Here is a 25334-nt window from a genome sequence, read left to right as displayed (position 1 = left end):
AGGTTGTTTTTTTCTTTCCTAACCTTATATATAGTCAAGGAATTTAAACTAAGCCCAACTAATTGGATAAAAGTGTACGTATGTCTTTAGCAGCCTTTGACTCATTAAAACAGCATCTCAACGAACAAATTATCGGCCAACCGGCATTAGTAGAAAATTTACTGATCGCTTTACTCGCAAATGGTCACTTAATTGTTGAAGGCCCTCCCGGCTTAGCAAAAACTCGTGCTGTAAATGCCTTAGCTAAAGGTGTTGAAGCGGATTTTCATCGTATTCAATTTACCCCTGACTTATTACCAGCCGATTTAACGGGTACCGATATTTACCGTCCGGAAGATGGCACCTTTGTTTTCCAAGAAGGTCCGTTATTTCGCAACTTAGTATTAGCAGATGAAATCAACCGAGCGCCCGCCAAAGTACAATCAGCATTGTTAGAAGCGATGGCTGAAGGCCAAGTTACTGTAGGTAAAAAAACTTACGACTTACCTGAGTTGTTTTTAGTAATGGCAACCCAAAACCCGATTGAGCAAGAAGGGACTTATCCGTTACCTGAGGCACAGCTTGATCGCTTTTTAATGCATTTAGAAATTGACTACCCTGATGCAGAAAGTGAATTAGAAATTTTAAAGCTTAATCGTGGTGAAGCCCTTAAACATGCCAGCAAAGCGATAGAAGCAATTTCACAACAATCCATTTTCAGTGCGCGTGATGATGTATTATCAATTCATATGGCACCTGCGGTTGAACGTTATATTGTAGATTTAATTATCGCGACCCGTACCCCTGAAAAATACGACGAAAACTTGGCTAAATGGCTAGGTTTTGGTGCTAGCCCTCGTGCAACTATTGCCCTTGATCGCTGCTCTCGTGCACGTGCATGGTTAAATAATCGCGACTTTGTTAGCCCTGAAGATGTGCAAGCGGTATTTCATAATGTCTTGCGTCATCGCATTTTATTAACCTATCAAGCTGAAGCTGAAGGGATTAACGCTAACCAAGTGCTTGATCATATTTTATCTCTTGTTGCTGTTGGATAAGTTTGTAAAAAATGGCTTGGTTTAATCAAAGCAAAAAACGCACAGCAGGTTATACCATTTCAGCACAATTAGCTGATTTATTAACTGACGGCGTTAATTTATCAATTGATGAATTGATCCCTTATCAAAATAAAACTTCACTTGTAAATTTAGCGCCAAAACAAGCCTTACATGGGCAAATGTCAGGAAATTATCTGGCTCGTAGTAAAGGCCGAGGCATGGAGTTTGATGAGGTAAGGCATTATCAAAGTGGTGATGATATTCGTACCATTGATTGGCGGGTAACGGCGCGTACCGGTATCACCCACACCAAACTTTTTCGTGAAGAAGTTGAACGGCCCGTTATTATTGCCACTGACTTAAATCACACCATGTTTTTTGGAAGCCAATTATTATTTAAATCAGTGCAAGCAGCACACCTTGCCGCGTTATTAGCTTGGCATAGTAAAAACCGAGGTGATCGCGTTGGCGGCATTGTTTTTAATGAAGAAAAACACCTTGAGATAAAACCACGTAGCCGGCAAGAAGGTGTACTACATTATTTACATGCGTTAACTCAAATCCACCAAACACCATGTCAACCGCTCGATAAAGCACAAGCGCTTTTAGCTTTTGAACAAAACTGCGCTCGCTTACGACAAGTCTCAAAACCTGGCTCTCTGGTGTATTTGATCACCGACGGCTATCAGCTAAATGATAGTTGTATTCGCCATTTATCATTGATCAGCCAGCATTGTGAATTAGTGGTTTGTTTAGTAAGCGATCCGCTTGAGCATCAATTACCAACACAAATCAAACCAACCACTGTGGCAGTAACTGATGGTTATGCACAGCAAACCATCACCTTAGGTGATAAAAAATCGGCACTTAAATATCAACAATTAAGTGCCAATAACAGCGCACAAAAGAGCCTTTTATTATCAAAAGCTGGCGCTCGTATCTTAACCTTATCAGCCGCTAGCTCGTTAGAACAACAAATTAAAGATGGAGCCACTCAATGGATCCGTTAGCCCAATTACAAGATATTACGACACCAGAGCCGATCAGCCAGTTCCCTATGGCCATTGGTTGGTGGATATTATTAACCTTAATTTGCCTGAGTATTGTCGTATTAATTAGACAGTTTAAAAAATACCAAGCACTTAGAAAAACACAAAAAGTAGCGATAAAACAAATTAGTAAGAATTCGCCTAATTTAGCTGAAACTATCCGTATTTTAAAAACGGCGGCAATGGCTTATTTACCACGTAATGAAATAGCCGCCCTTTCTGGCCAGCAGTTAGCGGATTATTTAACAAGCAAACTTCCTGAAAAAAATCAGCAAGCTTTTATTGATAACAGCGCTAACGTTTGGCAGCAGCTATATCAAAAAGATGCCAGCGAGCAAATCGATAACAACTTTAATCAAGCGGCTCTTCATTGGCTTAAAAATGCCTTGCCGCCAAAAAAATTAAGTACTGCAACCAATAAAACTGGGGGGCAATCATGATAAATTTTGAATGGCCATGGTTATTACTTGCCTTACCTCTGCCTTTATTAGTGTATTTATTACCGTCAAAACAACGAAGCCAAACCAGTGCTTTGCGTGTACCTGTTGTTTTTAATGCTCAAAACGAACAACAGCAGCACAGCAGTAACAGTAAATTACCGCTGATATTATTAACCTGTGTTTGGCTGTTACTAGTGTTAGCGGCAAGCCGACCTCAATGGTTAGGAGACGCGGTTAATATTCCAACCCAAGGTCGTGAAATGATGATTGCAGTTGACCTGTCGGGCAGTATGCAAGTAGAAGACATGGTAATTAATAACCGTGCAGTTGACCGTTTAACTATGGTAAAAAAAGTTTTAGGTGAGTTTATTGAGCGCCGAGTGGGTGATCGCTTAGGTCTGATCCTTTTTGGTGATGATGCTTATATGCAAACCCCGATGACCTTTGATCGCCAAACGGTATTGCAGATGTTAGATGAATCTGTACTTGGTTTAGTCGGCCAAAAAACCGCCATTGGTGATGCTATTGGCTTAGCCGTAAAACGTTTTGATGAAAAGAAAGAGTCAAACCGCGTATTACTCTTGTTAACTGACGGCCAAAATACCGCCGGTAAGTTACAACCTGAGCAAGCGTTAGAACTAGCTGTAGCTAAAGATGTAACTATTTATACTATCGGTATTGGCGCTGATGAAATGTTACAACAATCCTTTTTTGGCACCCGCAAAGTTAATCCTTCTGCCGATCTTGATGAACGCGGCTTAACTAACATTGCTAAACAAACCGGTGGCCGTTATTTTCGCGCTCGCGACACCCAAGCCATGGCTGATATTTACCAATTACTTGATCAGCTTGAACCGGTTGATCAAGAGCAACAACAAATGCGTCCCTTATCGGCATTATTTTATTGGCCATTAAGCCTCGCATTTATATTGGCGCTAACCTATTTATGTTATCAATCACGTCATTTATTACCAATTAAGGAGCGAAAAGTTGGCTGATTTTCATTTTATTCGCCCCGAGTGGTTATTTGCTATTCCGCTGGTCTTTATCATTATTTATTTATTAAAACGACTGCAAATTAGCAACTCTGGTTGGCAACAAGTCATACCGGCGCATTTAGCACAAAAGCTGATTGATGGTGACAATAATAACAAACAGGGGTTTTCATTAGTTATTCCTGCGATATTAACTCTCTTAGCGATCATCGCCCTAGCCGGCCCAGCATGGCAAAAATTGCCACAACCTGTGTATAACGTGCAAAAAGGTGCTGTGATCATTATGGATATGTCGAATTCGATGTATGCAACCGATCTATCACCCAACCGCCTAACCCGCGCTCGTTATAAAGCGATAGATTTATTAGAAAAACTCAATGAGGGTGACATTGGCTTAATTGCTTATGCTGGTGACAGTTTTATTATCAGCCCTTTAACCGAAGATATTAATAACATTAAATTATTGTTACCGGCATTATCGCCACAATTAATGCCTGTGCAAGGAAGTAACCCTTTGCTTGCTTTAACAATGGCAAACGACATGTTAATTAATGCTGGCCATATTAATGGTGATATTTATTGGCTTACCGATGATGTTGATCAATACGATATTAAAGAAGTAACAAACTTTGTTTCATCCATTAATCACAGTATTAATATACTAGGTATTGGCAGTAAAACCGGTGCGCCCATCAAAATGCCAGACGGCCAATTATTAAAGGATGACAGTGGTGCCATTGTTTTACCACACTTAACCGAAGGCGCATTATCCACCATTGCTCAACGTGGCAGAGGCGCTTATCAAACTATCCGTAATAATTCAGATGACATTAACGCGTTAGTCAACAATGCTAAAGCACAAGCCGAGTTGAAAGATGAAGGTTCTCAGTTATCAGAAGGTGATCAATATAAAGAAGCCGGGCCCTATTTATTGCTATTAATGTTACCACTGATGCTAGGCTATTTCAGACGTGGTAATTTACTGGCAATTTTACCCTGTTTATGTTTTTTTTCTAACGTGCCAGAGAGTTATGCCCAACAAGCAAGCCCAGCAATAACTGGCACACAGCAAGGCACAACACTAAATGAAAGCGTGCCAGAAACAGCTCCAAGTAGTTTTTGGCAGGATCTTTGGCAAACTCAAGATCAGCAAGCACAAGAAAAATATCAGCAAGAGCAATATGACGCGGCCGCGAAACAATTTACCGACCCCATGTGGCAAGGCAGCGCTCATTACAAAAACGGTAACTATGAACAAGCATTACAAGCTTTTCAACAAAGTGATAGTGCCGACGCCTTATATAATCAAGGTAATAGCTTAGCGAAATTACAAAAATTAGATGAAGCCATTAAAGCCTACGAGCAAGCCTTAGCCAAAAATCCTGATTTAGCTGCCGCAAAAGCGAACAAGGCCTTGCTAGAAGAACTTAAAAAACAACAAGAGCAGCAACAGCAAAACCAAGATCAAGATCAAAACAGCGATAATAGTGATGAAAATCAGCAAGATCAGCAAAACAATAAGGATCAGGAACAAAATCAACAAGACCAACAATCGAATGACCAGCAAAATGACAATCAACAGCAGCAAAATGACAGTCAATCGAACGGTGAACAAAACCAGCAAGAGCAATCTTCTGAGCAAGAACAGCAAGATGAGCAACAAAATTCAGAACAACAAGCTGAGCAAGAGCCCGAACAAGAATCAGAGCAAGAATCGCCTGCTGAACAAAATGAAGAAGGTGAAAATGGTGAAGAACAAGAGCCACAAGCCGCTCAACTAACTGAAGCAGAACAAGCTGCCAAAGAAGAAGAACAAAAGCATCAACAACTATTAAAAAAAGTGACCGACGACCCGTATTTATTATTACGTAATAAAATGCAATTGGAATATCAAAAGCGTCGCAACCAAACCTCAGGAGTTAATAAAAAGTGGTAAGAATAGTTTTATTTTTATTAAGCTTAAGTTTTAGTTTTTCGGCCTTATCGTTAGAGCGCGTTACCGCCTCTATTGATAAAAATCCTGTTGTGCAAGGCGAATCGTTAATTCTTGATGTTATTGCTGACGATAGCATTGATGCTAACGCGTTAGATACCTCAGCCCTACTCAAAGATTTTGTCGTTGGCAGAACATCCACGAGTTCAGAAACCCGTATGATCAATGGCAGCACTAGTCGCCAAACAAAATGGTCAACGGTATTAATCCCAAAAAAGTCGGGTAAATTTATTATTCCAAGCTTTAATGTGCAGGGTAAAAAAACCTCTCCTATTGCGCTAGTCGTGGTTGAACAATCAAACGAACAAGCCAAGCAACGTGATATTTTTATTACGTCAGAAGTTTCCAATGAAGAGGTTTATGTTCAGCAGCAATTTACACTCACCGTAAAATTGCATGTTGGGGTTGCGCTTGAAGGCGGTAGTTTATCTGATCCTATCATGACTGATGCTAATATCGTTAAACTTGGTCAGGACGAACAAAAAGAACAAATAATTAATGGCAGAAGGTTTCAAGTAATTGAACGTAAATACGCGGTTAGCCCACAAAAAAGTGGTGAATTTTCATTAGAAATGCCGTTATTTTCAGGCCAGGTTTCTATGCCGTCACAACGTCGTTCGGGACTGTTTGGCTTTAATCAAAGTAAACCCGTAAGTGTTATTAGTGATCCTATCACCATCAAAGTAAAACCACAGCCGGCAAACTTTCAAGGGCAATGGTTACCTAGTGAATTATTTACTATTCATGAAGAATGGCAGCCTGAGCAAAGTGAGTTTATGGTAGGTGAACCCATTACTCGTACCATTACAATTACCGCTGCTGGCATTGCTAAAGAGCAGTTACCACAAGTAACTATGCCAGCCAATAAAGGCTTAAAAATTTATCCCGATCAACCGGTATTACATAGCGGCATTAATGGTGATCGTTTAGTTAGCCAATCGGTCAATAATTTCGCTGTGGTTGCGACTGTTGCCGGTAAATTTACGCTACCAGAAATTCGCATTCCATGGTGGAATACAGTCAATAATCGAGCCGAGTTTGCTACCTTACCGGCGAGAACTATCACTGTTAAAGCCAACCCTGAATTAAACATGCAAGCACAAACAGCTAAACCTATTCAGCCGGAGTTGCCAAACACAGCCGCTAGTCAAAGCAATTTAGACAATAGACAAACTATTATTGTTGAACAAGCTAGTTGGTTACAATGGTTATTTCTCGCCTTATGGTTAATTACTTCACTGTTATGGGCATTAGTTGAATGGCGAAGAAAACAAAATAACAAACAAGAGCCACAAGCTACTGACATTAATCAGCCTTATTTAGCGTTATTAGCTGCCTGTAAAAAAAATGATGGCCAACAAGTGTTAGCCTTATTAACACCTTGCTTAAAAACACTATACCCTAATGCTAATATCACCAATATTAGCCAAGCATTAAACACCGTAAATAATAGTGAGTTAACTGAAGCAGTGAACGAATTACAATCCAGCTATTACGGCAAGTCAACGTCAACCTGGCAAGGGAAAAAGCTGTTATCGGTAATTCAACACATTAATAAAAATCGTTTAACTGCAACGCACGATAATACGTTTGCATTAAATCCTTAAAAATTTGTCAAAACAATTACGGCCTACACATTGTTATGTTTGTTATAAATCAAGCGTATTAATGAGTAGGCTTTATTATTAGGCATAATGTTTACCGACTAAGGGCTATTGTTCATGCTTTTTAAAAAAGTAGGAAATAAAAATCAGCATGGTCAGGTCTCCTCTTCCATGACGACAAAACAAATACGCTACGAAGCGCTGGTCAAAGCATTACATACTGATTTATATCGATTTGCTTTTTGGCTATGCCACGACAAACAAGTTGCCGAAGACTTAGTGCAAGAAACCTTTTTAAGAGCTTGGCGCGCCCTCGACTCGTTAAAAGATGAAAAAGCAGCTAAGGCTTGGCTAATTACAATTTTACGCCGAGAAAACGCTAGGCGCTTTGAGCGCAAGCGTTTTGAAATGAGTGAATACGAAGAAGCAACAATTCAAGATAACCAAGCAACCAGTAATGAACAATCAATTGAAAATGACTGGTTAAGAGAAAAAATAGCTTTATTACCAGAAGAATATCGCGAACCGTTAGTGTTACAAGTGATTGGAGGCTTTAGCGGTGAAGAAATTGCTGACTTATTATCACTTAATAAAAATACCGTGATGACACGGTTATTTAGAGCACGTAATCAATTAAAAGAAGCGGTTGATCAAGAACCGAAAGTAAGAGGGTTTGGTAATGGATGATTTGCAATTTAGAAGAAGTTTGTATGCAGATCCAAAACATATTGATGCCGACATGCAACAAGCCATAAATAATGACGCGCAAAAACAAAAATTTGCTAATGAACTGAATAAGCTCGAACAAGATATCACATCAGCACTTTCCGTTGATGTGCCAGAAGGTTTGGCAGACAAACTTATTTTACGCCAAACCATGGCCAGCCATCGTCAGCAAAAACGTAAATCTCGGATACAACTCGCGCTGGCCGCATCGGTTGTTTTTGCTATTGGCTTAACTATGAATTTCTTTCAGTTTTCCAGCGCTTATAATAGCTTATCTGATCATGCCCTTGCCCATGTTTATCATGAAGAAGGACGTTTTCAAAATATCGCTAATAGCCAATTAACCTTAGCATCATTAAATCAAAAAATGTCGACTTTTGGCGGCCAATTTAATCAATTAATAGGTGACATTATTGCTGCTGATTATTGCCGCTTTGATGGTATCAAGAGTTTACATTTGGTTTTTAAAGGTGAACATTCACCAATCACGGTTTTTGTGATCCCACATGATGAAAATTTATCAGTAGCCCATGATTTTTTTGATGAAAAGTTTCAAGGAAAAACGATTCAATATTTACATAGCAATATTGTTGTTGTTACGGAAAAAGATGAGCAGATTGCCCAATGGCAAAATAAGATCAGCCAAAACATTCAATGGACAATATAAAACAAGGTAACGCTTTCGAATAAGAAACATCGATATCATGATGTTTCTTATTTTTTATTCGCTTTCAAGCCATTCACGACTACAATTACCTATAGTCAAAAGACACTTTAATAACGGTTATTATATTTACCTTAAATGTTACAAAATTGTCGGATTAACAAACGGATAAAATGAAATATTCACTTTATCTCGACATCGCTTAAATCTTCGTAGACATTTAAACTGCAATATAATAAGTTTATTAACTAAGTTAAATCAGAGGTAATTCTATAGATGTATTTTTACGCAGCCCGCCAACCTATTTTAGATAAAAATAAGCAGTTATTTGCGTACGAATTACTCTTTCGTGATAGTTTGGATAACATCTTTCCCGATATTGATGGCGATGAAGCTACGTCCAAAATGATCGAAGCAAGTCGCTTTAATATGGGTATTACTGAATTTACCGGTGGCAAACCCGCTTTTATTAATTTCACTCTTGAAACCCTAAATAGCAATTACCCAGAGATGTTAACCTCTGACGAGCTAGTAGTAGAAATTTTAGAAACCATAAAACCCGGTAAACGCTTATTAGCACATTGCAAAGATTTGCATGCTAAGGGCTACACCTTAGCGTTAGATGATTATATTCATCAAAGTGTCTGGCAGCATTTTTACCCTTATATTCATATTATCAAGCTTGATTGGCAAGATATTGATATAAGTACAATTCAAGAAATCAAAACGGCTATTGCTAAATTCCCACATATCAAGCTATTAGCTGAAAAAGTGGAAACCTATGAAGAATACGAACAAGCTTTAGAGTTAGGTTGTGAGCTCTTTCAAGGTTATTTTTTCTCGCAGCCTGAAATGGTTAAAACGAAAAATTTATCGCCATCACAAATCTCAATGGCTGAGCTTTTATATGAAACATCAAAGCCCGAATTAGACTTAACAAGTATTACTTCAGTATTTGAACGTGATGTAACCTTATCATACAAACTATTACGCTACGCGAACTCACCAATATTTAGACGTCGCAATGAAATATCAACAATAAAACAGGCGCTAGTGATTTTAGGCTCAGCCGAATTACAACGATTTATCGCCTTAATGTTTGCTGTCAATGCCAATCCTGATAAACCTTCAGAATTGATCAAGCTATCAATGGCTCGGGCAAAATTTTGTGAAATGCTAGCGAAAGAACTTAAACTTGATTCATCAATTGCCTTCTTAGCCGGTTTATTATCATTAATTGATGCAATACTTGACGAAAAGATTGAGAGCGTACTAGAAACGTTACCTTTATCACAAGAAATCAAACAACCATTATTAACTAAAAAAGGGCCTTTGGCTGAGCTTATCAAGTTAGTCAGTGAAATTGAACGCGCTGATTGGGATGATCTTGATCTTGTCGTTGAAACTTTACAGCTTAATAAAGACAACGTCATGACAGCTTATAACGATGCTTTACTTTGGGCGGATGAACAAACAACAATGATTCACGACTAATACTTTTATCACAATTTCTATGTAATCATAAAAAAAGAGAGCCGAGGCTCTCTTTTGGTTTGTGTTCAGTTCTAAGCTAACCGAATAAGTTGGTTAACTAAAAATAGCTGTTAGTATCCAGAAGAATAATATAGAAAGACCCGCACCAACTGGTAGCGTAATTACCCATGAGATAACGATATTTCTAACTACTCCTAAGTTAATTGCCGCAATACCACGCGCCATACCAACACCTAAAACAGCCCCTACTAAGGTTTGTGTTGTTGAAATAGGTAAACCAGCACCTGATGAAATAACAACGGTAGACGCTGCCGCTAATTCAGCAGCAAAACCTCGGCTTGGTGTTAAATGAGTAATACCGTTACCAATGGTTGCAATAACGCGATGACCAAACAAAGCAAGGCCTGCAACAATACCAAAGCCACCTAAAGGTAAAATCCACCATTCTAAAGCCGCTTTTTTAACAATTTCACCTTCGTTAGAAACAATACTTGCGACAGCCGCTAATGGCCCAATAGCATTAGCAACATCGTTAGAACCGTGAGCAAAAGCCATACAACAAGCAGTTACGATCATCAAAATAGCAAACACTTTTTCAACATTAACATATTGCGATTTAGTGTCAGCTTTTTCATCAAACTTTAAACGTGCGATGAATATTTTACCGATCACGGCAACTAACACCGCAATTAAAACCGCATAAACATAACCTTCGGTTGCACCAATATCTAATCCGACATGCTTAAGACCTTTTTTAATGGTCACTAGCGATAATACAAAGCCAGCTAAAAACATATAGATAGGTACATATTTACGCGCTTGTTGTAGCGGTTTAGCTGTATCAAAAATTAACTTTTGTGCACTATTAAAAATAATAAAAGCAATAGTACCTGCAATTAATGGCGTTACAATCCAACTACCAACAATACCTAATACTTTACCCCAAGAAACCGTATCAACACTCACCCCTATAGCAGCAAAACCAATGATGGCACCAACAATAGAGTGTGTAGTAGATACTGGCCAACCTAGCGCTGACGCTATTAATAGCCAAGTCGCCGCAGCAAATAGGGCTGAGATCATACCAAAAACAAGTAATTCAGGTGTATCAACAAAATAACTAGCATCAATAATGCCTTTACGTATTGTTGAGGTAACTTCACCACCAGCTAAATAAGCACCAGCAAACTCAAAAACCATTGCAATAATAATAGCTTGCTTAATGGTTAATGCTTTAGAGCCAACTGAGGTACCCATGGCATTAGCAACATCATTTGCACCAATACCCCAAGCCATAAAAAAGCCAACAACAGCGGCTAAAATAACTAAAGTTGAACCGTAATTTAATATAATATCCATTGATATTTCCTATTATCTCGCGAGCATGATTTCTAAACGAGCGCCAACACGCTCAGATAGATCGGCTAAATCGCCAACCCATTCGATAATTTGATATAGGAACATCACATCGACCGGATTTAAATCATTTTCAATTTTTAACAAATCACTACGTAAGGCAATCTGCATCGTATCTGTATCATCTTCGATAGCATCTAATTGGTTGATCATTTTTTCAACCAATTCAACTTCTCTACCGCGAAATCCGGTTTCTAATAAATCATCCAATTCATTAATCGCATCTGCCGCTTTTTCAGCAGCATCAACACAACGACGTAAATATTTCGAAAAATTTGCTTGTAAAGCTTCAGGAAACTTTAATTTACGACCTAAGACACGACCGGCAATATCTTTAGAACGATTAGCGATCTTATCTTGTTGTGTTACTAATTCTAAAATGTCAGCGCGAGCCACTGGCATAAAAAGTCCACCTGGAAGCTCTAAACGCAATTGACGTTTAAGCAAATCGGCATCTTTTTCAGTTTGAGAGATTAGTTTACGGACTTCGGCAGCTTCAACCCAATCATCTTGGGAGCAGGATTCGAAAAAAGGGATTAATTGGTTGGCACACTTGGTAACAATTCTCATGTGCTTTTCTAAGGGCTTTATTGGTGATTTTGCAAATACACCAAGTATTGAATTTCCAGGCATAATGTTTTCCTGTAGACATGGTAGTCTTTGTTATTATTCGAGGCGGATATTACCGTATTTAACTACTTATGCAACCCCAAACAGTCATAATTTTGTAATATTAGAAACAACAAAAGTATAAGCAAAGCTTAACTCAATAAACTATCGAGTTAATGCTTTGATTATACTTATAAAATCAATATTATTTAGGTTTATAAATTCATATCTTCAGGATTAGTATGGCGAACAACTTTTCCTTTGACAAAATAAATAATGTATTCACAAATGTTCTTACAGCGATCACCAATGCGTTCTAACGCACGAGCTGACCAAATTACCGTCATAATTTGTGGAATTGAACGAGGATCTTCCATCATGTAAGTCATTAATTGACGCATTAATGCTTCATAGTTGCGATCAATATTGTCATCTTTTTGATGTGTCGCCAATGCCGCTTCTACATCCATACGGGTAAAAGCATCTAGCGTTTCTTGTAATAAAGATAAAACATGACGTCCTAAGTTATCTAAATTCATCAAGAAATCTTTTTGTTTCGATGAAAAGTTTTCATCGGCAACCCGTGCAATTTTTTCCGCTTCGTCACCAATGCGCTCTAAATCAGCAATGGTTTTCACAATTGCCATGATCAGGCGTAAATCACCAGCCGCAGGTTGGCGCTTAGCAATAATACGCGTGCATTCATCATCAATGCTGACTTCTAAATTATTAATTTTATAGTCGCTACCTAGTACCTTTTGCGCTAATTCAGAATCATTTTCATAAACGGCTTTTAAGGCGTCACCTAATTGTTTTTCAACCAAACCGCCCATGTGCATTACATGGTTGATCACATTTTCTAAATCTTCATTAAATTGACCAGAAATATGACGGCCAATATTTAAATTATCCATAAAAGTTCCTTAAACTTGTATTAACCGACTTAACCGTAACGACCTGTTATGTAGTCTTCTGTTTGTTTTTTCATTGGCGTAGTAAATAAAGTATTGGTATCGCTATACTCAATTAAATCACCCATATACATAAAAGCGGTTTGATCCGATACCCGAGCTGCTTGTTGCATGTTGTGAGTAACAATTACCACAGTAAATTGTTTTTTAAGATCATTGATCAATTCTTCAATTGTTAACGTTGAAATAGGATCAAGTGCTGATGTTGGTTCATCTAATAATAGCACTTCTGGCTGAATAGCAATTGCGCGAGCAATAACTAAACGCTGCTGCTGACCGCCTGATAAACCTAATGCACTGTCGTGTAGTCTGTCTTTCACTTCATTCCACAATGCTGCAGCTTTTAATGAAGTTTCCACCACTTCATCAAGTACGCGGCGATTATTTTCACCGGTAATGCGTAAACCATAAATGACATTTTCATAAATGGTTTTTGGAAATGGATTCGGTCGTTGAAATACCATACCTACACGGCGGCGAAGCGCAGCAACATCAACATGTTTTTCATAAATGTTTTCACCGTGCAGTTCAATAGCACCTTCCACGCGGCAGATATCAACCAAATCATTCATGCGATTAATACAACGTAGCAAAGTAGATTTACCACAACCAGATGGCCCAATAAAGGCGGTAACTTGCCCTTTAGGGATCGCCATTGAAATATTTTGCAATGCTTGCTTTTCACCGTAAAACAAGTTGAGATTTTTTATTTCTAATGCTTTTTCAGCATCGCTTAAATTGTTCAAATCAAGCTTATTATCAACGCCTGAAAGTGCTCTTGGGGTTACAGAAATCATACTGTGCTCTTTCTCTTTTTAAGTCTTTGGCTTGTTGAATTGCTACTTTATTCACTGTTCAACAAGCCTGTTATCCTATGGCTAACCGAGTTAATTGCTCAGGTTAGTACTTAACGGCTTAACCGTTTAAAACAATTAATGCTCTGTTTTAATGCTCAAGCGCTTTATATTTTTCACGTAGCTTGTTACGAATCGAAACCGCAGACATGTTAAGCGCAACAATAATTGTTACTAACAATAATGCTGTTGCATAAACCAAAGGTCTTGCAGCTTCAACATTTGGACTTTGGAAGCCAACATCATAAATATGGAAACCTAAATGCATAAACTTACGATCTAAATGTAAGAATGGGAAGTTGCCATCAAGTGGTAAGGTTGGCGCCATTTTCACCACCCCTACTAACATTAACGGTGCCACTTCACCAGCAGCACGAGCAATGGCAAGAATAATCCCGGTCATAATTGCTGGACTAGCAATCGGTAAAATAATCCGCCATAACGTTTCTGCTTTGGTAGCGCCTAAAGCTAAGCTACCGTGACGCATTGATGCTGGTATACGTGATAAACCTTCTTCTGTAGAAACAATCACAACTGGTAAGGTTAAAATTGCAAGTGTAATCGCTGACCAAAGTACCCCTGGCGTACCAAACGTTGGGCTAGGTAAAGTTTCAGGATAAAAAATTTGGTCAAGGCTGCCACCTACCATATAAACAAAAAAGCCTAAGCCAAAAACACCATAAACAATTGACGGTACACCGGCTAAGTTAATTACGGCAATCCGTAATAATTTTGTAAGGGCATTTTTACCCGCATATTCATGTAAATAAATAGCTGCAACAACACCAAATGGTGACACAATAACGGTCATCAATAACACCATCAATACGGTTCCGAAGATAGCAGGAAAAACCCCACCTTCGGTATTTGCTTCTCGTGGGTCATCAACAATAAAGCTTGCTAACTGTTCAAAAAACACACCTAACTTACTGAAAAAACCTAATTGATTATTAAAAGTAACTTTTAAAATATGCTCAAAATTAACGGTTACGATTTGACCGTCCATAGCACGCATCACCAATTGATCACGAGCTACTTCTTTTCTAAGTGCTAACAAGTTTTTCTCAAGTTCAGCATATTGTTGCTTATATTTTGTTGTTTCCTGATCAATTTCAGCTTTGCGCTCAGCCGTTAATTTATCTTCCAATTCATACTTACGCTCTTTCAAACGTAAACGTTCTAATTGGTAGTTAATGGCACCAATATCAACTTTTTGTAATTCTTCAATATCTTCTTGAAAATCAGTAACGCGTTCAATCAACTCAGGTAAACGACTCACGTCAACCGATTTGCCATCAAGAATTAATCCATCAATAAAGCCATAAAAATTACCATGGGTACGACGCTCAACAACCACAACATCTTCAGGTAAAGAGGTAGAGGTTATTTCAGTACCTAGTAACCATCTAAAGTCTAAGCTCACTAATTCGCGGTTACCGGTTTTTACTAAAAAGCGTTCAACCGTTTCTTGCCCCGGCTTCAGTGATAAATTCATGTGTGAAAGCTGTTCCGCAGGAATACGCTCACGTTCGTATATTTCACCAATCACAACACTATTTTTACCAAATTCATCCACCATATTAAATTGATGAATTTGCGCTGGCCAAAAGTATGACAAACCACGTGAGGCAATTAACCACAATAAACCCACTACAGATATTAAGCTAACAGTTACACCACCGGCTGATAACCACACCCAAGGGGAACCTGTTTTAAACCAATTTTTCATAATCAACAAACCTTACAACGAACTATACTTATCACGGAGTCGTTGGCGCACGAACTCAGCAAGCGTATTAAAAACAAAGGTGAAAACAAACAACACAAAGGCTGCAAGGAATAAAATACGATAATGCGAACTGCCTACTTCAGACTCAGGCATTTCAACAGCAATATTAGCGGCTAACGTGCGCATACCTTGGAAAATACTCCAATCAACAATTGGTGTATTACCGGTTGCCATTAATACAATCATGGTTTCACCAACCGCACGGCCTAAGCCCATCATTACGGCAGAGAAAATACCCGGACTTGCCGTTAACAACACTACTTTAATAAGCGTTTGCCAAGGTGTTGCTCCTAAAGCTAATGAACCACTGGTTAAATGTTTAGGTACACTAAAGATGGCATCTTCCGCCATTGAAAAAATGGTAGGAATAACCGCAAAGCCCATCGCAATACCCACCACTAAAGCATTTCGTTGATCAAAGTTAATCCCCATTTCATTGGTAATATACTGGCGAATATCACCACCAAAAAAAGCGGTTTCAATAACGGGTGATAAGGCAAATGCAGCGTAACCGGCAAATAAGATAAACGGTATTAAAATAACTGGTGCCCAGCTTTCAGGTAACGACGATTTAAGCTTTTTAGGTAAGTTGTGCCAAGCAAAAGCAATAACAAAGGTCATTAGTGGTAAAAACACTAACAACATAAACACACCAGGCAAATAATTTTCAATAATAGGAGCTAGCCATAAACCGGCTAAAAACCCTAAAATTACCGTTGGCAAAGCTTCCATCAATTCAATGGTGGGTTTTACTTTTTTACGCAGCGATGACGGCATAAAGTACGCGGTATAAATAGCAGCACTTAACGCAATAGGAACAGCAAATAACATGGCATATAGTGCAGCTTTAATGGTACCAAAAGAAATAGGCACTAAAGAGAATTTAGCTTCAAAATCATCAGAGCCAGAAGTAGATTGCCAAATATAATCAGGCTCAGGATAACCTTCATACCAAACTTCTTGCCATAATGCGCCCCAAGTAACTTCTGGGTGTTCATTTTCAACCGAGAACAACTTTAGCTGACTACCATCGTTAATTAATAAACCATCAGCACGAGGCGCAATTGCAAAAGTTTTTGGTACACTTTCACTAATTTCACCGCGCCATAAGTCAGCTTCACTGGTGGTATAAAATACCCCCATTTCACCTGACTTTGTCATGGTGTAAAAACTTTTACGAAATTGCTCAGTATAAATATGGCTAACCGCTTCAAATTCACTAACCTCAAAGGTGCGCACTTCTTTAAATTGACGACCTTGTGGCGTTGCTACTTCAAACCATTGACTCACCTGACCATTGCTATCACCAATTAAGATTGAGCTACCACCAGATAATAACGCCATGCTGGTATAATTTTGTGATGGTGTTTGTGGTGTAATGGTTGTTTTTAAATCAACACTATATTCGTCGGTCATATCAAATATGGCTATTTGATTGTTCGAACGAACGAAGGCAATTGATAAATCGGGTGAGATAAGCACTTCATCAACTTTCTTAGCGCTAAAATCAACTTCTTGATAAATGGCTTCGTAAGCTGGATCGTAACTAAAATCATCTTCAGCGATTAAGGTTGTTTTAATTAATCGTTTATCTTCAGTAAAACCAATAAAAACCGCTTTTTCATCATCCATGGCGAAAGCAAGCTTTTGTAAAGCTACACCCTGCTCATCAACTATGATGGCCTCTTCACCTAATGGAAAGGTAATTTTAGGGCTAATATCACGGCCTTTATCTAAATAACTAGCAACAAATTTCGGAGAAAAAGCTTTCACTTGCCCTTCAACATCAGCGACTACTTTTATACCTCTGTTACCATCAACCGCTAAAGTAAGCTTATTCTCGGCAATCTTTTGGTTTAATAAAACACTACCGGTATCACGAAAAACAGAATCTGATAATTGATAAAAAACAATTTCGCCTTTTTCTGTTAACTGATAAGCAACTTCTTTCAACTCATCTAAACCACTCGTTAATACTTTGTCGCTCGTACTAACTTCAATGGCTTGAATTTGCTCAATATGAGCTGATTCAAAGATAGGCTTTATTACGTATAGTAGATAAAGAAAAATTAAGACCAGGGTGAATAACACACTAATACCACCAAGGGTGATCAAATACTGTGCTAATTTATTTTTCAGCTGACGGGGGTCGACTGCTTTAGACGCTATAGTCACTCAAATAACCTATTTTATTCATTTAAAAGAACAGCGAAATTATAAGACAGTTATATTACAGTTATGTTACAGGTAAGAATAAAGGGCAAAAGAATCAGTTGACGGACCAAGCTTGCAAGAGTTCACCAAACAAATAAGATTAAGCATTGCATAACACTTTAATTAACAGTAAGTTATCAACATTCACTTGACTATAAAACTATTATGATCGGCCTAGGTAATAAAAACGCAAGCTTACACGTTTATATAGAGAACATTCCGCCACTAGCAATGTATCAAGAGCTTACGCAGGTTAAAGCAATGAAAAAAGGTGACATAAAAATGATTGTCGATTTAACCGGCAATCATTGGCGTAAAATTTTTAATGTTTTTGCCAAATTGTTATTTGAACTACAGCCACAACAATACCCTACTTGGCAAGCATTACGAGATGAGCATTTATTGCAAGCGAACAGTGATCAATTATTACTTTTTTCACCGCCCGTGAAAAATAACAAGCCTGCTAACAATCAAGCAAAAACTAAGCAGAGCAACATCATCAACATCATTATGGGAAAAACCTATGCCAATAAACTCGGTTTAGCCGAACAAGCGCTCTGGTTGAATGAGTTTTTTGCTATTAACAAGACAACAAATACTATTGTTTGCCCTTACTTTGACTATCGCCAATTATCCAATATAAAAATTAGCCAATTAGCTAACTTAATAAAAAAATTAACGTGTTAATTTCAATTCAGGGATAAATATGCGTTGCTGTTGGTAAGTTAAATTAATCGTATTGATTAGCTTTGTGTTATTGCATCCCTACCGCTTGACAAACAGGTGCTATTTCACTACCACCAACCAATCGCATAAACTGATCATTAAATGGATAATGTCTTACTGGATTACTTTCAGGGCGAGCTAAATAAAAACCTTGAGCATAAACCATCCCGAGTTGTTCTAATAACGCCATCTCTTCTTCACATTCAATACCTTCGGCAATTACTTCGGTATTAGCTGACTGCGCTAGGTCAAATATGGCTTTTAAAAACTTACGTTTAAAGCTGTTATTATGACAATTATCAATAAAATAGCGATCTATCTTAACAATATCAGGTCGTAATTCACTCCATTGTTTTAAGCCAGAATAGCCAGCGCCTAAATCATCAATCGCCACTTTAAAACCATACTCACGGTATTTATTTAATGCATCCGCTAATAATTTATCTGAGCGAGCAGGAAACTTTTCACTGATCTCAATCACCACTTGCTGACACGTTAATCCCGCCTGTTCAACCAGTTTTTGAGTTTCACCTTGTGGATGTTTGCTTTCTAAAATCACCATAGGGCTAACATTTAAAAAAAGTTTCCCTTGTAATTTTAACTCAGCAAACCGTTTAATGGCGATTTCGCGGCACAACAATTCTAATTGTGATAACAAACCATATTTTGCCGCTACTTCAAATAAATCGTCAGGGCGCGCTAATGAACTAGTCACAGGGCCACGCGACAATGCTTCATAACCTAATATTTGATTTTGCTGAACATTAAAAATAGGCTGAAAAACGCAAGTGATATTACGCGACAATAAAATAGTATGAAGTTCAGAGAGCAAGGTAATATCCTATCAAAATAACATGACAGTAATATTATAAAGTTAACATGACGTTTTTATGACAAAACCGGCTATAAGCCTTATTTTTATTGGAATAAAGCTTTTACTGTTTGTATAAAATAATGATTAAGCTGTTTTTTACCCGAAAAACCATAGTCATTGCACAATTGCTTAACACTATGTTTTTGTAATAATCGAGCAATAAAGGGATACAGCAACGCTTCATTATCACTATCTTTATCTGATTGATATATTTGATAGTTTTTAAAATAATTCAAAAGAGCTAAATGTAAACTAAAAGCACAAGGGTCAAATTGTCGATAACCATTAGCAAAATCTTCAATATTTTTTTCATCAACACGAGTCAGTTTATCGTAGCCGTTCTTAGGTACCTTTTGTAAAACATCAAACAACAAGCTTGCTGGTAAATGCTGATATTGTGCGCTTAATAAAAAAGGCAAGGTACGATAAAACTCACTTACTAACGGCAGAATAAACGCTTCGGCTCTAGCTGTTAGCGCTTTTATTAACAAACCAGAATGCTCGCCACTGGCATGATCTTTCGTAAAGCCAATGCGCACCATTTGCCAATTTCGCTTTTGCCAAAAATTCAGTAAAGTTTTATTTAACGCAAAGCTAGTGCCTAAAACATCAATTTTGTTTGCTCTTGCTTCTTGCTCAAGGCAAGTTAACAAATATTGACCAAGCCCTTGATTTTGTTGTTGAGGATGCACTGCAATGCGCATAATACGCCAATAACTATAATCAAAAGCTTGCTCTGCGCCACAATGAGCAATTAACGATTGCGGTAAAAATTGATCTTTTAAACGCCGTTGACCTTGTCGAATTTTTTCTTCAATGTTGTCGCCATGCTCTTGCCCTAATATGCCTTCAGCCATAATTAACGCAACCGCAAGCACTTCCTTTTTATCTCTTACTTGATGGCTAACTACCCGTAATTTTAACTGAGGGTGATTTAACAATAACAACAAATCATTCGGTGAGGTTTGATAATGTGCCGTTACTAACACCGCAAAAAGTTGTCTTAATAACTTTTCATCCGCTAATAGATCCGCAGGTAAATATTCGTGATATTTTAGCTGATCATTCATCGCAGGCTTAGTCTGATAATTTAACGAAGTTAAAGGTGTTAAATTAGCATTTAACAAACAAGCATCAAAAACAAACTGCTCCAATGGATCATTTTTCGCCCAGCGGATAGGCTCAACAAGCGTTAGCTGTTTGGCTAGCAAATTTTTATCTGCCAATATGGTATTAAATTTTAACGCAAAACCTCGCCCTGCACCTTCATAGCCATGTAAAGTTGAAGAAAAAACTAAACGATGATAGTAGCTAAATAAAGCATTCAACAAATACAAAGGAATAGCAGCGGCTTCATCAACTAACAACAAATCAGCGGCTGGCTTATCCGCTAAAATCACGTCGATAGGCAAAAAACGAATACTAGACTGCTGATATTGTAACGTTTGTTTATTAACCCGTTTAACAGCGAGAAGTTTCGTGATCGTCAGAAAAAAGCCATCTACGGCACCAATATTTGACGCTGTAATCAAAATAGTTAACGGCCGTTTAACTGAATTTAATAACTCAACACACGCTAAAGCAAGCGCCGTCGTTTTACCCCGGCCACGATCTGCAGTCAAAATTAACGGGCGATTACGATGACCTGTAACCACGTTAATAATCGCATCAACTGCCTGCACTTGCTGATTGGTTAAACAACCATAAGGAAAGTTTTCGGTTACGGTAGGTAAATTTACTGAGGCTATTGTTGATAATAACCTTGTTGCTTGTTGTTCAAGTGAAAACTCATTTTCATGTTGTTGGTAAGTTAATAACACCTGCGTTTGTTGTAACTGACGATAAAAGCGCTGCAAATACACATGACTTTGTTCATCCGGTAAAGTGTGCCAACAAATAAACAACAAACCACCAGCAACGACAGTACCGGCTAACGCTGAAAAAACATCGGGCTGAATATCATCACTAGCATAAATAAAACTGCTTGCTTCAGTACCTAAATATTGCCGAAAGTTTTTATTATCCACATGTGTTGTCAATAATTGTTTAAAAATGTCTGTTGTTGGCTCGGCATAACAGTAAATTGTTTTTTTCGAGTTAACCAACTCAGTATGCTGAGCAATAAACCACTGCTTAATAACGTCTGCATACCAGCATTCATCGCCAACTAATAACACCACCCCACGATGTTGCTTTGCTAATAACGCTTGTTGATATTGCAGAATTATTTTGTTCACAGAGTCAACCACTTGCCAAATATTTGCTAAGTCTACCAAGCTGTACTAAAAATAAAAACCAAGCTGAAATAAACATTTTCTGAAATAGATGAAATCAACCTTTCAATAACTTGATCTTAATCAACAAGATAAAGCTAAAAACAAGGTACAAATACAACAAAGTGAATAATCGTGAGGATTTATGGACACTCCGACAACACAAAAAGAGCAAAACAGTAAACAATCAGAACGAAATACTTTTATTTTCTTAACAGTATTTCTAGCCCCTATTCTCTCCGTCATTCTTGTTGGCGGTTTTGGTTTTATTGTTTGGATAAGCCAAATTTTATTAGGACCGCCAGGAAGCTAATCATGAGTAACGTGGTGAACTTAACAAGGCGCAGTTTTATGCGTGGTGCCATCAAACAACAGCATTTACCTAGGCTACCTTGGGCTATTGAAGAATCAGCTTTTTTGGCTGGCTGTACACAATGCAATGCTTGTATTAATGCTTGTGAACAACAAATTATTAAACGTGATAGTCAAGGTTATCCCTTTGTTGATTTTGATCAAGACGAATGCACCTTCTGTCGTAAATGTGTAGACGCTTGCAGCAAGCCAATTTTTAAAACTGAGCAGACAGATCTTCCTTGGCCTGGTGATTTTGAAATAGACAATAAATGTTTAGCTAAAAATCAAATTTATTGCCAAAGCTGCAAAGACGTTTGCGACACTAAGGCAATCACCTTTAGTTATCAAACCAGCTCAATTCCTGAGCCAAAATTAAACTTAAGTGATTGTAATCAATGTGGCGCATGTGTCTCTATTTGCCCACAAGATGCCATTAGCTTTCAACTAGAGATCATATCCAATGAACACAACTGAGTACCATGTTGCGAGTTTTATTGCCCACGCCCTGCCGGAAAAAACGGCAGCATTAAGTGACTTTATTACTCAACAAGCAGGTTTAGAAGTACATGCGGTGAGTCCTGAAGGCAAAGTTGTATTTACCGCAGAGGGTGATTCACAAAAAGCTATCGCCAATCAAACCGACATCATTAAACAACACGGTGACGTTTTAACACTGTCTCCTATTTACCATCAATTTTTAGATGAACAGCAAACATCTTATAAGGATGCGCTATGACCATTAATCGTAGAGAATTTATCAAGGCCAATGCCGTTGCCGCTGCTGCTGCCGTTGCCGGAGTTTCAGTACCCGTAAATGCCACTAATTTGATCACTAGTAGTGATTTAACCAAATTAAAATGGGATAAAGCACCATGCCGCTTTTGTGGTACGGGTTGTAGTGTCAATGTCGGTGTGATGGACGGTAAAGTCGTTGCTACCCATGGCGATATTAATTCACCAGTTAACAAAGGCTTAAACTGCGTTAAAGGCTATTTTCTATCAAAAATCATGTACGGAAAAGACCGTTTAACTACTCCTCTACTTAGAATGAAAAATGGCAAGTTTGACAAGAACGGGGAATTTTCTCCAATATCTTGGGATCAAGCCTTTGATATTATGGCTGAAAAAGCCAAAGCAACGTTAAAAGAAAAAGGCCCAACCGCTGTTGGCATGTTTGGCTCAGGCCAATGGACAGTGCAAGAAGGCTACGCTGCAGTCAAACTAATGAAAGCAGGCTTTAGAAGTAACAATATCGACCCAAATGCTCGTCACTGTATGGCTTCGGCTGTTGGTGGTTTTATGCGTACTTTTGGTATCGACGAACCAATGGGCTGTTACGATGATATTGAAGCCACTGATGCCATGGTACTTTGGGGCTCAAACATGGCAGAAATGCACCCAATTTTATGGACTCGTATTACCGACCGTCGTTTAAGCTCGCCTCATGTGAAGGTGGCGGTATTATCAACCTATGAACATCGTAGTTTTGATTTAGCTGACAATGGCATGATTTTCACGCCACAAACAGATTTAGCAATATTAAACTTTATTGCTAACTATATAATTCAAACCGATCGGGTTAATAAAGATTTTGTTAATAAACATACCAACTTCCGATTAGGCCAAACTGATATTGGCTATGGCTTACGTCCTGAGCATCCTTTAGAACAAAAAGCCAAAAATAATAATGCCAGTGCAGGTAGTTCAAAACCGATCAACTTTAAAGAATACGCTAAATTTGTTAGTACCTATACTGCCGAATATGCCGCCAATATTTCAGGGGTCTCTGAAAAGAAATTAATCGAACTCGCTGAACTGTACGCAGATCCTAATAGAAAAGTATGTTCATTCTGGACTATGGGTTTTAATCAGCATACCCGTGGTGTGTGGGCAAACAATCTTATTTATAACATTCACTTATTAACAGGAAAAATATCAACACCTGGCAACAGCCCATTTTCATTAACCGGTCAGCCTTCTGCCTGTGGTACAGCTCGTGAAGTAGGTACATTTTCACATCGCTTACCGGCAGACATGGTAGTAACCAACCCCAAACATCGTGAAATGGCTGAAAAAACTTGGAAATTACCCGCGGGTACGATTCCAGATAAACCAGGTTATCATGCCGTACTGCAAAACCGTAAATTAAAAGATGGTGAGCTCAACTTCTACTGGGTGCAATGTAATAACAACATGCAAGCAGCCGCAAACATGATGCAAGAAGGTTTACCGGGTTACCGTAATCCTAAAAACTTTGTTGTTGTATCAGACCCATACCCAACAGTAACCGCACAAGCTGCCGATCTAATTTTACCTACCGCCATGTGGGTAGAAAAAGAAGGCGTTTATGGTAATGCTGAACGTCGAACCCAATCTTGGTACCAAATGGTTGAAGCTCCTCAAGGCGCTAAATCAGATTTGTGGCAACTGGTTGAGTTTTCAAAGCGTTTTAAAGTGGAAGAAGCATGGGATGAAGCCTTTGTCGACGCTAACCCTGCTTACCGCGGTAAAACCTTATATGACATTCTTTATCAAAATGGCAATGTTAATAAATATTCATTAAATGAAATCCCGCAAGATCGCTTAAATCATGATGCTCGTGATTTTGGCTTTTACATTCAAAAAGGATTATTTGAAGAGTACGCCAGTTTTGGTCGTGGCCATGGTCATGATTTAGCACCTTATGACAGATATCATCAAGAGCGAGGTTTACGTTGGCCTGTAGTTGATGGCAAAGAAACACTGTGGCGTTATAAAGAAGGCTCAGATCCTTATGTTGGTAAAGGTAAAGATTTTGAGTTTTATGGTAAACCTGATGGCCGTGCGGTGATCTATGCCCTGCCATATGAACCCGCAGCAGAGTTTCCTGATAATGAATATGACTTATGGTTATCAACCGGTCGAGTATTAGAACATTGGCATTCAGGTTCCATGACCCAACGTGTACCTGAGCTTTATAAAGCCATTCCTGATGCGCTTGTTTATATGCATCCTGACGATGCCAGATCACGTGGTATGCGTAGAGGTGATTTAGTAAAAATTGTTTCACGTCGTGGTGAAGTAGAAACACGCATTGAAACTCGTGGCCGAAATAAGCCGCCAATTGGTTTAGTGTTTATGCCTTGGTTTGACGCGAGTCGTTTGGTTAATAAAGTGACCTTAGATGCAACCGACCCCTTATCAAAACAAACTGACTTCAAAAAATGTGCAGTCAAAATAGTTAAAGTTTAATAAAAGGACATGATCATGAAA

The 25334-nt window shown here is 38.4% G+C and carries 22 protein-coding genes; 14 read left to right on the top strand and 8 right to left on the bottom strand.

All coding sequences use genetic code 11. From position 1 onward, the window contains the following. The first annotated feature begins 80 nt into the window (after nt 1-80). The 9 genes from ACSLUO_RS06960 to ACSLUO_RS06920 all read left to right on the top strand — a co-directional run bounded on the left by ACSLUO_RS06960 (nt 81) and on the right by ACSLUO_RS06920 (nt 10002). On the top strand, nt 81-1037 hold the full coding sequence (locus ACSLUO_RS06960; RefSeq protein ID WP_448247400.1) for an AAA family ATPase: 957 nt from the start codon (nt 81-83) through the stop codon (nt 1035-1037). 11 nt (nt 1038-1048) lie between these two features. After that, entirely contained in the window at nt 1049-2047 is a 999-nt protein-coding gene (locus ACSLUO_RS06955; protein WP_448247398.1) for a DUF58 domain-containing protein, read from the top strand. After that, complete coding sequence (locus tag ACSLUO_RS06950) at nt 2035-2526, top strand: DUF4381 domain-containing protein (RefSeq protein WP_448247396.1); 492 nt, start codon at nt 2035-2037, stop codon at nt 2524-2526. The genes ACSLUO_RS06955 and ACSLUO_RS06950 overlap by 13 nt, the downstream gene beginning before the upstream one ends. Then, entirely contained in the window at nt 2523-3524 is a 1002-nt protein-coding gene (locus ACSLUO_RS06945) for a vWA domain-containing protein (protein WP_448247395.1), read from the top strand. Before ACSLUO_RS06950 ends, ACSLUO_RS06945 begins: the two co-directional genes overlap by 4 nt. After that, on the top strand, nt 3517-5457 hold the full coding sequence (locus ACSLUO_RS06940) for a vWA domain-containing protein (protein ID WP_448247393.1): 1941 nt from the start codon (nt 3517-3519) through the stop codon (nt 5455-5457). Before ACSLUO_RS06945 ends, ACSLUO_RS06940 begins: the two co-directional genes overlap by 8 nt. After that, nucleotides 5451-7121, top strand: coding sequence for a BatD family protein (locus tag ACSLUO_RS06935; RefSeq protein ID WP_448247391.1), 1671 nt, complete (start codon nt 5451-5453; stop codon nt 7119-7121). The genes ACSLUO_RS06940 and ACSLUO_RS06935 overlap by 7 nt, the downstream gene beginning before the upstream one ends. A gap of 114 nt (nt 7122-7235) precedes the next feature. Next, on the top strand, nt 7236-7805 hold the full coding sequence (locus ACSLUO_RS06930; protein WP_448247390.1) for a sigma-70 family RNA polymerase sigma factor: 570 nt from the start codon (nt 7236-7238) through the stop codon (nt 7803-7805). Next, complete coding sequence (locus tag ACSLUO_RS06925) at nt 7798-8511, top strand: DUF3379 family protein (RefSeq protein ID WP_448247388.1); 714 nt, start codon at nt 7798-7800, stop codon at nt 8509-8511. The genes ACSLUO_RS06930 and ACSLUO_RS06925 overlap by 8 nt, the downstream gene beginning before the upstream one ends. Nucleotides 8512-8784: 273 nt before the next feature. Next, nucleotides 8785-10002 carry an EAL and HDOD domain-containing protein gene (locus ACSLUO_RS06920; protein WP_448247386.1) on the top strand — a complete coding sequence of 406 codons (1218 nt, stop codon included), beginning with the start codon at nt 8785-8787 and terminating at the stop codon, nt 10000-10002. 93 nt (nt 10003-10095) lie between these two features. Here the strand turns inward: ACSLUO_RS06920 and ACSLUO_RS06915 are convergent, their stop codons facing one another. The 6 genes from ACSLUO_RS06915 to ACSLUO_RS06890 all read right to left on the bottom strand — a co-directional run bounded on the left by ACSLUO_RS06915 (nt 10096) and on the right by ACSLUO_RS06890 (nt 17816). Further along, a complete protein-coding gene (locus tag ACSLUO_RS06915; protein WP_448247385.1) occupies nt 10096-11361 on the bottom strand; it encodes an inorganic phosphate transporter in 1266 nt (421 codons plus the stop codon). A gap of 12 nt (nt 11362-11373) precedes the next feature. After that, nucleotides 11374-12051 (bottom strand): TIGR00153 family protein, encoded by a 678-nt coding sequence (locus tag ACSLUO_RS06910; RefSeq protein ID WP_448247383.1) that lies wholly within the window; start codon nt 12049-12051, stop codon nt 11374-11376. Nucleotides 12052-12242: 191 nt separating this feature from the next. Beyond that, nucleotides 12243-12941, bottom strand: a complete 699-nt coding sequence (phoU, locus tag ACSLUO_RS06905) for a phosphate signaling complex protein PhoU (RefSeq protein WP_448247381.1) — start codon at nt 12939-12941, stop codon at nt 12243-12245. A gap of 29 nt (nt 12942-12970) precedes the next feature. After that, nucleotides 12971-13795 (bottom strand): phosphate ABC transporter ATP-binding protein PstB, encoded by an 825-nt coding sequence (gene pstB / locus ACSLUO_RS06900; protein ID WP_448247379.1) that lies wholly within the window; start codon nt 13793-13795, stop codon nt 12971-12973. 148 nt (nt 13796-13943) lie between these two features. Then, nucleotides 13944-15584, bottom strand: coding sequence for a phosphate ABC transporter permease PstA (pstA, locus tag ACSLUO_RS06895; RefSeq protein WP_448247530.1), 1641 nt, complete (start codon nt 15582-15584; stop codon nt 13944-13946). Between the two features lie 9 nt (nt 15585-15593). Beyond that, nucleotides 15594-17816, bottom strand: coding sequence for an ABC transporter permease subunit (locus ACSLUO_RS06890; RefSeq protein WP_448247378.1), 2223 nt, complete (start codon nt 17814-17816; stop codon nt 15594-15596). A 204-nt stretch (nt 17817-18020) separates the two neighbouring features. Between ACSLUO_RS06890 and ACSLUO_RS06885 the strand changes: the two genes are divergently transcribed. Next, complete coding sequence (locus ACSLUO_RS06885; RefSeq protein WP_448247376.1) at nt 18021-18542, top strand: DUF6942 family protein; 522 nt, start codon at nt 18021-18023, stop codon at nt 18540-18542. 67 nt (nt 18543-18609) lie between these two features. Here the strand turns inward: ACSLUO_RS06885 and ACSLUO_RS06880 are convergent, their stop codons facing one another. Continuing rightward, nucleotides 18610-19413 (bottom strand): EAL domain-containing protein, encoded by an 804-nt coding sequence (locus ACSLUO_RS06880; protein ID WP_448247374.1) that lies wholly within the window; start codon nt 19411-19413, stop codon nt 18610-18612. Between the two features lie 86 nt (nt 19414-19499). After that, nucleotides 19500-21692, bottom strand: coding sequence for a GNAT family N-acetyltransferase (locus ACSLUO_RS06875; protein ID WP_448247372.1), 2193 nt, complete (start codon nt 21690-21692; stop codon nt 19500-19502). Nucleotides 21693-21873: 181 nt separating this feature from the next. Here ACSLUO_RS06875 and napE point away from each other — a divergent pair, with 181 nt between their 5' ends. Genes napE through napA form a run of 4 tightly spaced genes read left to right on the top strand, consistent with a single transcriptional unit; the run spans nt 21874 to nt 25313 of the window. Next, complete coding sequence (napE, locus tag ACSLUO_RS06870) at nt 21874-22041, top strand: periplasmic nitrate reductase, NapE protein (protein WP_448247370.1); 168 nt, start codon at nt 21874-21876, stop codon at nt 22039-22041. Nucleotides 22042-22043: 2 nt separating this feature from the next. Next, on the top strand, nt 22044-22556 hold the full coding sequence (napF, locus tag ACSLUO_RS06865) for a ferredoxin-type protein NapF (protein ID WP_448247368.1): 513 nt from the start codon (nt 22044-22046) through the stop codon (nt 22554-22556). Beyond that, nucleotides 22543-22818: a chaperone NapD gene (locus tag ACSLUO_RS06860; RefSeq protein WP_448247366.1), complete on the top strand. Its 276-nt coding sequence runs from the start codon at nt 22543-22545 to the stop codon at nt 22816-22818. Before napF ends, ACSLUO_RS06860 begins: the two co-directional genes overlap by 14 nt. Beyond that, nucleotides 22815-25313, top strand: a complete 2499-nt coding sequence (gene napA, locus ACSLUO_RS06855; RefSeq protein ID WP_448247364.1) for a nitrate reductase catalytic subunit NapA — start codon at nt 22815-22817, stop codon at nt 25311-25313. Before ACSLUO_RS06860 ends, napA begins: the two co-directional genes overlap by 4 nt. Nucleotides 25314-25334 lie beyond the last annotated feature (21 nt).

It is taken from the genome of Thalassotalea agariperforans (assembly GCF_053470345.1).
Note: the sequence above shows the minus strand (reverse complement) of the source record. Positions and strands in the feature narration are given on the sequence as shown.